Annotated in this window: 10 protein-coding genes; 3 read left to right on the top strand and 7 right to left on the bottom strand. The window is 44.4% G+C overall.

Annotated elements, in window-relative coordinates; all coding sequences use genetic code 11:
• Positions 1-98 precede the first annotated feature (98 nt).
• The 4 genes from DYADSP32_RS00165 to DYADSP32_RS00150 all read right to left on the bottom strand — a co-directional run bounded on the left by DYADSP32_RS00165 (position 99) and on the right by DYADSP32_RS00150 (position 4,358).
• A complete protein-coding gene (locus DYADSP32_RS00165) occupies positions 99-1,415 on the bottom strand; it encodes a BNR-4 repeat-containing protein (protein WP_149244592.1) in 1,317 nt (438 codons plus the stop codon).
• A 218-nt stretch (positions 1,416-1,633) separates the two neighbouring features.
• The gene (locus DYADSP32_RS00160) at positions 1,634-3,055 is read right to left on the bottom strand and encodes a CCA tRNA nucleotidyltransferase (RefSeq protein ID WP_149244593.1); all 1,422 of its coding nucleotides are present in this window, start codon (positions 3,053-3,055) and stop codon (positions 1,634-1,636) included.
• Between the two features lie 105 nt (positions 3,056-3,160).
• Complete coding sequence (locus DYADSP32_RS00155) at positions 3,161-3,532, bottom strand: globin (protein WP_149244594.1); 372 nt, start codon at positions 3,530-3,532, stop codon at positions 3,161-3,163.
• 52 nt (positions 3,533-3,584) lie between these two features.
• The gene (locus DYADSP32_RS00150; RefSeq protein ID WP_149244595.1) at positions 3,585-4,358 is read right to left on the bottom strand and encodes an AMP nucleosidase; all 774 of its coding nucleotides are present in this window, start codon (positions 4,356-4,358) and stop codon (positions 3,585-3,587) included.
• 50 nt (positions 4,359-4,408) lie between these two features.
• Between DYADSP32_RS00150 and DYADSP32_RS00145 the strand changes: the two genes are divergently transcribed.
• Complete coding sequence (locus DYADSP32_RS00145) at positions 4,409-4,858, top strand: type I restriction enzyme HsdR N-terminal domain-containing protein (RefSeq protein ID WP_149244596.1); 450 nt, start codon at positions 4,409-4,411, stop codon at positions 4,856-4,858.
• A 108-nt stretch (positions 4,859-4,966) separates the two neighbouring features.
• Here DYADSP32_RS00145 and DYADSP32_RS00140 read toward each other — a convergent pair whose 3' ends face one another.
• Complete coding sequence (locus DYADSP32_RS00140; RefSeq protein WP_149244597.1) at positions 4,967-5,587, bottom strand: YceI family protein; 621 nt, start codon at positions 5,585-5,587, stop codon at positions 4,967-4,969.
• A 57-nt stretch (positions 5,588-5,644) separates the two neighbouring features.
• A complete protein-coding gene (locus DYADSP32_RS00135) occupies positions 5,645-6,100 on the bottom strand; it encodes a MarR family transcriptional regulator (RefSeq protein ID WP_149244598.1) in 456 nt (151 codons plus the stop codon).
• A 187-nt stretch (positions 6,101-6,287) separates the two neighbouring features.
• Here DYADSP32_RS00135 and DYADSP32_RS00130 point away from each other — a divergent pair, with 187 nt between their 5' ends.
• Together DYADSP32_RS00130 and DYADSP32_RS00125 are read left to right on the top strand one after the other, a co-directional pair.
• A complete protein-coding gene (locus DYADSP32_RS00130; RefSeq protein WP_149244599.1) occupies positions 6,288-6,866 on the top strand; it encodes a Maf family nucleotide pyrophosphatase in 579 nt (192 codons plus the stop codon).
• A 68-nt stretch (positions 6,867-6,934) separates the two neighbouring features.
• Positions 6,935-8,437 (top strand): alpha-amylase family glycosyl hydrolase, encoded by a 1,503-nt coding sequence (locus DYADSP32_RS00125; RefSeq protein ID WP_149244600.1) that lies wholly within the window; start codon positions 6,935-6,937, stop codon positions 8,435-8,437.
• Between the two features lie 93 nt (positions 8,438-8,530).
• On the opposite strand, the gene DYADSP32_RS00120 is transcribed toward DYADSP32_RS00125, so the two are convergent.
• Entirely contained in the window at positions 8,531-10,627 is a 2,097-nt protein-coding gene (locus DYADSP32_RS00120) for a sensor histidine kinase (protein WP_149244601.1), read from the bottom strand.
• Between the last annotated feature and the right edge of the window lie 22 nt (positions 10,628-10,649).

The following is a 10,649-nucleotide window of genomic DNA, read 5'->3' as shown; positions in this document are numbered from 1 at the left end:
GATAGCAAACACAAGGTTATATTCATTTGCCGTCGGTACAGGAATGTATCCAGGCCAGGGCAGTAGACCAGGTAGATGCAGCAGGCTGACCTTCAGTTTTATTTAGGTAAAACCTGGTAGAGAATGCTGGAATCGTAGTCGGTGTAATGGATGTATTTTCTGTTTTGCATCCAAAGCAATACATTCTTATCGCCTTTCTTCTTGTACCTGGGTATCACTGGCCTCACATTATCCAATTTAGAATTTCTCGTGATCGGGGTGGTTTTCCAGGTTTTGCCCTTGTCGCTTGTCTGCGCTTCTGAAATTTCAAAAACGTCATTGATCTCGTGTGAAAAATAAACGATAGACGGGTCAATCGGATCAATGGTAAGTCCACCTGAATAATTCTCTTCACGTTCCTTTTTACCTTCCGGGGTCTGTGGAAACCATTTGCCAGAGTCAATCAGATGATTGTCGATCCATTTTTTGCCATCATACACGGCGTAGTAATACTGATGTTGCAGGTTGGTAGGATAGCGCGTATAAGCTACAACGGGCCTTCCCTTTTCATCGGCCACTACGTCGAATATCCATGCTTTACCGGTTTCTGGTGTGGCTTTGTATACAACAGTGGCGTCCGAAGGGTGAAAGGGCAGCTGATCCATGGTCGCAATTTTAGAGCCGTCTGCACGCCAGAAGGCGCCATTTTCGTAGTAGCAGTAATAAACGGAGTTGAGCGGTTCGGCATTGGGGTGCCCGTCCGTAAAAATCAGATGAATTCTGGCTTTGCCATCGGAATAATACTTCACATACGGCCGATTGTTTGTATTCAATTCCCTGGAGGTAATGACCACCACAGGATCTGACCAGGTTTTGCCATTATCTGTGGATGTAATAAGATTGGGCTTGAAGCCAATCCATCTTCCGAAACTGAAAATCTTATTGTTCTCGCCACTGAGCATAAACGGGTTGGCGTAGGTATAGGTTTCGCGGACATATTTTTTGAGCAACTCTGGTGTTTGCGGCTTAAAAACCAGCGAATCCGAAAATGTGGTAACATCCCGAGGCTGAAGGGTGGTATTCTGAATTACCCCCATGCCCTTTTTGCTTCCACCATGCCAGGTATACTGGGTCAGAATCCGGTTGTCGGTTAATTCCAGGAAAGCGGGATTGTCATGATCGTCTATTTCCAGTTTGGTGTAAAGGCGTTTTTGCTGAATTTTACCAGATTTAAGATCCAGCGAGGCCGACATAATATCTCCGGATTTGGTAACCCAGCCGGTAACAATCTGTCCATTTTTCTGTTTCGAATAAATCGCTCTTGGATCACTAAACCAGCACCATGCTCCATCGTCGGTAAGTGTGGAAACGGTCTGAGCGTAGATAGAATTACAATAACTCAGAAAGAAAAAGGTCAAAAGCAGGTTTCGGATCATATTAATTATTTAGGCTTCAGTCCAAATGGATGGAAGCGTAATTATACGGCATTAACTATTACATAAGGCCTGAACACGGCTTTTCTATTGTTTCCAATTGAATTTATTAACCGGTGACAAGAAGCTGAATTGGCGCCCCAAGGCCTGTATAAGCGTCACCAGGAACCCGTACTGTCTGATTAATTGGCAAGAAACGGCGTTAGCGAGAGATTTTAATTTCAACCCGTTACCACAGAAAATCCCAACTTTTCACCTTCCCGCACCATAAAAGCATAAGCCTGGTCATATTCGTTGGGTATTACTCCCTCCAAAATAGCCTCTCTGATCAGCTCTTTCATCACACCTACTTCGCGGGAAGGATTAAGCCCAAAGGTTTTAATGATGATTTCTCCTGTAATGACTGGTTGAAAATTGCGAAGCTTATCCCGTTCTTCGAGATCCTTTAACTTTTGCTCCACCAGATCAAAGTTGCGCAAAAACTTCTTGACCTTTTCCGGATTTTTAGACGTGATATCCGCACGACAGAGCTTCATCAAAGCTTCTATGTCTTCGCCTGCTTCCACGAGCAGCCGTCTCATGGCCGAATCGGTAATTTCCTCTCTGGAAAGTACAATGGGTCTTAAATGCAAACGAACCAGCTTTTTAACAAAGCGCATTTTTTCATTTTGCGGAAGTTTCATCCGCCTGAAAATAACAGGAACCATCCTTGCCCCTATTTCTTCATGGTTGTGGAAGGACCACCCAACTTTCTTATCAAACTTTTTCGTGGCTGGCTTGGCGATGTCATGCAAGATGGCTGCCCAGCGGAGCCACAAATCATCTGTATTTTGTGAAACGTTGTCAAGCACCTGCAAGGTATGGTAAAAGTTATCCTTATGCCCCTTACCATCAATCGGCTCAACCCCCAGCAATTCTACAAACTCCGGGAAAATTATTTCTAAAAGTCCGGCGTGAAAAAGTAATTTGAAGCCGTAAGATGGTACCGGAGAAAGGATTATCTTATTCAACTCATCCGATATCCTTTCCATAGACACGATCCTGATACGCTCTTTCATAGAAATGATCGCATCAAAGGTATCAGGCTCAATATCAAAGTTGAGCTGAGACGCAAAACGGATCGCCCGCATCATGCGCAGCGGGTCATCGGAAAAGGTTATATCCGGAGCCAACGGCGTGCGGATTATTTTTTTACGCAAATCGCGCATGCCTTCAAACGGGTCCAACAGCTCTCCGAACTGCCCCTTTCCCAGGTTAATACCCATGGCATTGATCGTAAAATCCCGTCGGTTTTGATCGTCTTCCAAAGTTCCGTCTTCCACCGCAGGTTTCCTGGATTCGGACTGATAGGACTCCCTCCGGGCCCCCACAAATTCTACCTCCAGGTCACCCTGTCGGATCTGTGCTGTACCAAAAGTTTTGAACACACTCACATGCACATCAGAGCCTAACTGGCTGGCGACCAATTCGGCCAACTCAATCCCGCTACCTATGGATACTATATCGATGTCTTTGCTGGGTCGTTTCAAAATCAGATCCCGAACAAATCCGCCGATAATATATGCCTCCACACCAAGCTTACCGGCGGCAAGGGCAATGATGTCGAGAATGGGGTACTTGTGAAGCTCCTCTTTAAAATTCATGCCGCAAAGGTAAGAATTTCTTTCTCCGATCACTGAGCGCTTGGCTCGCGAAATTTATCAAATTTGAATTAACGGGAGTTTAAAAACCGCTTCTCCTTATCATTATTAATGATTTACCATAAAAAAGGCCGTTCTCGGAAACCGGTCAAAAAGCTCGTCTTTAAGTTCCTTTTCGATTGGCAGGCTGCCTACTGCCTCCGACATACACTGAAGCCAGGCCACTGCGTCGTCTTCGGTAATGACATGAGGCATGTGCCGGGCACGCATCATTGGATGGCCATGAACGTCGGAATACAATTGCGGGCCTCCGAGAAACTGCGTAAGGAAGAGCCGCTGTTTTTCCTTTATTTCATCCTTATCATTTTTGAAAAGTCTCGATATCAATTCGTGTTTAAACACCAGATCATAAAAACGGTCTGTAAGCAACCGCAACGCCTGGTCCCCGCCTATGCGGTCATACAATGTTTCATTTTCCATTTTCCCGCTACCCTGCTCTGATTTAATTAGTATTGATAAAAAATTCTGCTTTTTAACCTTCAAATCTTAGATGCTTTACCGATTCACCTGACTTCGCAAGCTCCGTCAGGGCCTCAATACCAATATCCAAATGACTTTTTACATAGTCAGACGTAACCTTTTTGTCACTCTCTTCGGTCTTTACCCCCTCCGGTACCAGAGGATTATCCGATACCAGCAGGAGTGCGCCGTGCGGTATCGAGTTGGCGAAGCCCACGATAAAGATTGTAGCCGTCTCCATATCTATCGCCATGGCTCTGATATCCCGGAGATATTCTTTAAAACTATCATCATGTTCCCAAATGCGCCGGTTAGTCGTATAAACGGTACCTGTCCAATAGTCCATCTTATGTTTGGCAATACTGGCCGATACCGTACTTTGCAGGCGAAACGACGGCAGTGCAGGAATTTCGGATGGCATGTAATCATCACTGGTACCCTCACCACGTATCGCCGCTATAGGGAGGATCAGATCGCCAACCTGCGTTTTTTTCAATCCTCCGCATTTTCCCAGAAACAAAACCGCCTTGGGGCTTATGGCAGACAAAAGGTCCATGACGGTAGCCGCCATCGGACTACCCATGCCAAAATTGATAATGGTGATATCATTAGCCGTAGCCGTTTGCATGGCCCTACCCTGCCCCTTGATCTCTACCCCAAATTTGTCCGCAAACATGCTTACATAGTTTCCAAAATTGGTAAGCAATATATAATTTCCGAACTCCTCCACAGGTGTGCCGGTATATCTGGGAAGCCAGTTCTCTACAATTTGTTCTTTGGTCGTCATGTTTTTGGCGCTATTATAGGGTTGGTTTGCTGTGATGCGTATCTTCGTCTATGGAATCATTAAATCTTCCCACGTTTGGTTACAAAGTTAAGGACGTAAACGGTAAACCATATATCTTCGATATTATCCGCAAAAAATTCGTCTCACTCACCCCTGAGGAATGGGTGCGGCAGCATTTTATCCACTTGCTCATTTCGCACTACAATTATCCGAGATCCCTATTTGCTATTGAAACCGGTATGCGCTACAATTCTCTTGCCAAGCGAACCGATATCATGATTCTGTCGAACACAGGGTCCCCGTTTCTTTTAGTGGAATGTAAGGCGCCTTTTGTTGCGGTTGGAGAAGCCACCTTCGCGCAGATAAGCCGTTACAATTTTACATTACAACCCACCTATCTGGCTGTTACCAATGGTCTCAATCACTATTGCTTTCAGGCGATCGGGGGGCAAATCCACTACCTTGACGACTTCCCGCTCTATCGGGAGCACCTGATCTAGTCCAAAATTGGAGACGATCACGCAAAAGATTGCACAAAAAAACCGTCGCACAATTAGCGCGACGGCAACACATGCTGAATGAGGAAGTGATTACAGCCTTGGCTACAACTATTTTGCGGCAACAAGCTTTACATCAATAGTAAAGTCATCATGAATCATTTTGTCTCCCAGAGTACTTACATCAAAAAACGATTTTGAATTGTATTTAATATCGAATTTCGAACGGTCAACAACCAGTTTACCAGTAGCTTCTGCACCTGACGGTGTAGTTTTTACGGTTACAGGAAAAGTAACCGGTTTGGTAATTCCTTTGATGGTAAGGTCTCCTGTTACGTCATACTGTCCCGCACTCTTCGCAGTTGCCTTGGTAACCACAAACTTAGCCGTAGGATGCTTCGCAACGGAAAAGAAATCATCCGATTTCAAATGCCCAATCAACTTGTCATTGTATGTTTTGTCGGTAAGATCTGTACAGGTGATACTGTTCAGATCTGCTACGAAACTTCCACCTGTCAATTTGGCCCCATTCATTGTAATGGTACCTTCTTTAAGGGCAATCTTACCCGTGTGCTCACCGGTTACTTTTTTTGCATTCCATGTCAGATCGCTTTTGGAGGCGTTTACTTTCAAATTGGTCGCTTTTCCTTTGTCGCCATCCGCGGCAGACACGGAAAATGAAACGAATAAAGATACTGCCAGGGATGCTGCTACTGCTTTCAAAGATTTCATTGTACTGTTCATTTAAATTTAACTTGGTTTGCTGTTTATTTGGTTTTCAATTGTATTCTATTCTGATTTTCTGAGCTTGTCCAGCAGTGCACTGATTGCATCTGCTTCTTCATGGGTAATGGTATTCAGGCTATTTTCCCAATCCTCTACTTTGGGGTCAATCAATAAAAGTAAAGCCAACCCCGCTTCATTGATCACTACATCCACTGCGCGCCGGTCGCTGGGGCAGGACGTCCGGGTTACAAGATCTTTAAGAAGAAGTTTATCGATCAGCCTGGATGTGTTGGAATTTTTATCAAGCATACGTTCGGATATATCACTCACTTTGATCGGATTGGGATGCTGCCCGCGCAAAATCCTGAGCACATTATACTGCTCCGGTGTGAGGTCATGTTCCCTCAAAATCTCTATTTGCTTGTAGCCAAGCCAGTTACTTGTATAAATAAGATTCAGTACCAACCGCTGATACGGAGTCCGAAATCTTTTTTGCTTAATATCGGTTTCTATTGACATAGCACACAACTTGTTAGTAGTACAATAACATTGTATATACATTTAATGTATGAACATCTATTTATTACTTCAAAGTTCCTGCTTCATAAAAAAGGTGTATATTTATCAGCATAACGAAAAGCAAACCAGGACTAAATAACTACATTACAGATAGTTACAATAATTAAAGTTTTTTGAAAAATTTCTCATGTTTCAACTTTGTCAGCCTCTGATTCTTGCCTCTAACTCTCCAAGACGTAAACAGCTACTTCGGGACTGTGGCTTCACATTTGAAGTTCGAGTGCTGCACAGCGATGAAAGTTTCCCGGATGATCTTAAAACGGATCAGGTGGCGTCCTTTATAAGTTGCCAAAAAGCAAAAGTCTTTAAGGGACTCTACCCCGAGCACCTTGTGCTCACAGCCGACACCATTGTGGTCATAGATAACCAGATTCTGGGTAAGCCTGCCGATCATGACGATGCTGTGCGCATGTTAGCGTCACTGTCTGGCCGAACGCACGAAGTAATTACGGCAGTGAGTCTTTTGGTGGGTGATCGCATCGAAACTGTTTCAGATATTGCCCTGGTCTCGTTCAAAGCACTTACCGCCGCTGAAATTGATTATTATGTTACCAATTACAAGCCTTACGATAAAGCAGGCGCCTATGGGGTTCAGGAATGGATTGGCATGATTGGGATAAATAAAATTGAAGGTTCCTATTACACGATTATGGGTTTGCCTGTGCACCTGGTTTACGAGCTCTTGCAACCGTACACGAACAATTAAATAATTCCGAAACAAATCCTGATCGAGGAAAAGCACTGCGCTGCGAATCATATTCATCACAAACTTAAATGAAGTCAAACATACCCCATTTTATTCCGCGTATCTGCTACGAAATTTTTGTACGCTCCTTTTGCGATTCAAATGGTGATGGCATTGGCGACCTGAACGGAATTACCTCCCGACTGGATTACCTGCAGGACCTGGGTGTTGAAGCGATCTGGCTTACACCGGTCCACCCCTCTCCTACTTACCACAAATACGATGTGGTGGATTTCTATGGTATAGATCCGGAATACGGCACCCTCGACGATTTCAAAAATCTGCTCAGCGAAGCACACAACCGCGGCATAGCCGTATATCTGGATCTGATCGTTAACCACACCAGTACTTTACATCCCTGGTTCGTTGAGGCCAGCAAAGGCCCGGACAACCCTTATAGGGAATTCTACTGGTGGATGACGCCCGAAAAAATTGCAGAAATGGGTATTGATAAGCGCGAAACTTCGGCAGACTCCAATGAAGTATACCCCTGGCATGATAATCCGGGCGACTCCGAACAATATTACGGCCTGTTTTACAGTGGCATGCCTGACCTCAATTATGACTCGGACAAGCTTCGTATCGAATTATCCTACATCATTCATTTTTGGCTGATTGATATCGGTGTCGATGGATTCAGGCTGGATGCTGCACGCCACATTTATCCCACCTGGGTCAATTACAACAATCAGCATTTCTGGTGGTTTTTCGACTACTTTGTGCGGAACATTAAACCTGAGGCTTACACCGTTGGCGAAATATGGGCCACCGCCGAAGAGGTTGCCCCCTATTTCAAAAATCTAAATTCCGCTTTCCATTTTGACATCAGTTTTGCCATACAAAGGATCCTGCTCAGCGAAACGGACGAGAACCTGGTTCAGAAACTCCTTACCAACTACGAGCTGTTTGCCAGATACAATCCCGATTTTATTGACGCCACGATGCTCACCAATCACGACCAGGACCGGATTGGCAGTGTGGTGAGAAATAATCCAGACAAAATAAAGCTGGCTGCCAGTATCCTGCTCACCCTGCCCGGGCAACCCTACTTATATTATGGGGAAGAACTAGGCATGCTGGGAACTAAGCCGGACACCTATATCCGGGAACCGTTTTTGTGGAGCAGCTCGCCGGATGACGATTCAACAACAACCTGGTTACAGGCCGAATTTTCGACAAAAAAAAATGTTTTGCCCTTATCGGTTCAACAGTTTGACGAAAATTCCATCTTTAATCATTACAAAACCCTCATCAAACTTCGGAAGTCCGAACCTGCACTTGGGCAGGTATTGCATCCCAACATCGAAACCGTTGATCTGAACGACCAGGAAATTCTGGCATACTTGCGCCCGCATGATAAAAGGCCGGTGCTTATCATTCACAATCTCTGCAAACTTTCTAAATTGATATACCTGCCCATTGAAAACCATTACTTCGGTCAGCTTCTTTTTAGCTCAAATAAGGCTAACTCCAAAACTGATAATGGTTGGCTATTAGCGTCATATTCCAGCGTGATCCTTATTGCTGATTAATTTCGTACGGTTGGCTTTCCCCTTTTGTAATACAGGTTTTTGTGGCACTCATACCCAAAACAAAGAGCAATTTCTCTTCATGGATCAGCAGGATCACTTCTTTGGAAAAACAACCAAAGCCCGCGTTAGATTTTCACCCGGATTTTCAAATACAATTCTCAACCCTGTTTTCTCTGATAATTCATCGATAAGCCTGAGTCCCAGGCCAGATAAACCTTTTCCATTGTCTTTTTGTGAAATGATTTGCCGGTAGGCTTCCTGGGTAAAAGTTGGTCCGGAATTTTCTATCCAAAGAACTTGCTCGTCAGAATGGGATGAGAATCCCAGCCTAATGAGCCCTCCTTCCCCGGATGCTTTCACGGCGTTTTGCAGGAGATTGCGTACGATTGTTTGCAAGTACGAAGGATCTGTTTGAATAATGCTATTCTCCGGAATGAGGTTTTCGGCACGAATACTTTTGGCGTCCATGTTGAGCTTCAAAAGGGCAATGCACTGGTTGGTGACCTGCAGTATTTGGGTAGGCTGAATATCGGTTGTAAACTGGTTCATCTGCGTTTTGGACCATAAAAGCAGATCTTCCATGGTTTCAAGCAAAGTGCCTGTAGCAGTCTGTATTTTTTCGCTTAGCTCGGCGCGCTGTGCGTCGTTTAATAATTTCGGGTTCAGTTGCTGTAATTTCAGGAACTGATACACCTGGCTAATCGGCGACCGAAGGTCATGGCTGATGATACCGAACAGTTTGGCCTTGGCCTGATTGGCTTCATCCAGAGCCGAAATCACCTTTTCGAGTTCCTTATTCTTGGCATCCAGGCTATTGGCAGCTTTTCGTTTGTTACGGTAAATCACAATGAGCAAGACCACCACCAGTGCCAGCAAACCTGCCGCTCCTGCAAGCCAAAGCTTTTGTTTTTTGTTAAAATCCAGCTCCGCCTGCTGTTCATTAATTTGGCTTTGCTTCGCTTTGTTCTGGAAAACAGCTTCCATTTCGGCAATGTTCAGCGCTATTTTTTCATGATTCAGGGAGTCTTCGACCGCTATATATTGTTTGTAAGTAGCAGCAGCCTGTTTCGTTTCACCCAATGTTATTTCTATTTCGGTCAGCGATTTGAGCAGCTCCGCATATTGTTCTTTATTAAACTGAGCGGATGCTTTCGCGGAGTTACGGTAATAGCTCACAGCTTTTTCCGGTTGACCTATTTCCTTGTAATAGTCGCCATATGCCAGGTTGACAGAGGTAGTCATGATGGGCTTGTTGTCGACCAATGCCCGTTTATTGGCTTTGTCGATATAGGATTTTGCCTGCGGATAATTTTTGTGTTTGATTTCCATCTCCGACATTTTAAGGTTGGACGATACAAGCTCGGACCATTTTCCGGGGCTCTTTTTTGCAGTTTCAAACAACTTATTGTAATATTTAAGTGCTTCGCCACGGTTATCCAGAAGGACATAACTACGGACATACTTGCCATAAACGGCAATGTGGACAACTGCGGATTGACCAAGGTAAGGTTCAGTCAATTTTAGGTATTCAAGTGCCTTTTCAGGTTGTTTCAGGTACAGGTATATCTCTGAAACCATCATCAGCTTCAAGGCATAATCCAGTTTAGTCTTGGGAGTAGTAGAGGTATCAACACTGGCTTTTTGGAGCTCAGTACTTTTAAGAAAGTGACCCAGCGCAATGCTGAAATACATTTTTTGTTGCTGATTGTACATGCCCAAATTGTAATAAATGTCGCTCAGATTTGGTAGCGATGGGTTGGTGTCAGCAATTTGTTTCAGTTTTCGGGCGGCTTCATCTGCCTTATCGGCTTGTCCCAGGTAGTAGTAAACGGAGACCAGATGGCCCAAAGGTTTGGTGCTTTTTTCGAGCAGTTTGGCTTTTTCCGCCTCCTGATAAGCCTTCTCAAATTCGTTTTTTGTTTTTTCGAAATTCTGTTGATAGTAATAGCCAATTCCTGCTGCCATGTGAAATGTAAACCTGTATTCGTGCTCGTCTGCTTTTGATAATGCAAGGCCCTTGTTTGCCTTTTTCACCAATTCTTCAAAACTACCTGGATTACCAGAGAAGGCGGCCTGAATGCTTTCACACTCCTTTTTAATTTTTTCTAGTTGCTGCTGATGGGTGTCGTTTTGCGCCGAACAGATTTCGGCAAACAGCAGAGAAATGATCAATAAAAAATGAAATTTCACACAGGGAGAGTTTATGATGAAG

Source organism: Dyadobacter sp. 32 (genome assembly GCF_902506755.1).
GTDB lineage: Bacteria > Bacteroidota > Bacteroidia > Cytophagales > Spirosomataceae > Dyadobacter.
The sequence above is the reverse complement of the archived record's forward strand: the minus strand, read 5'-3'. Positions and strand labels throughout refer to the sequence as shown.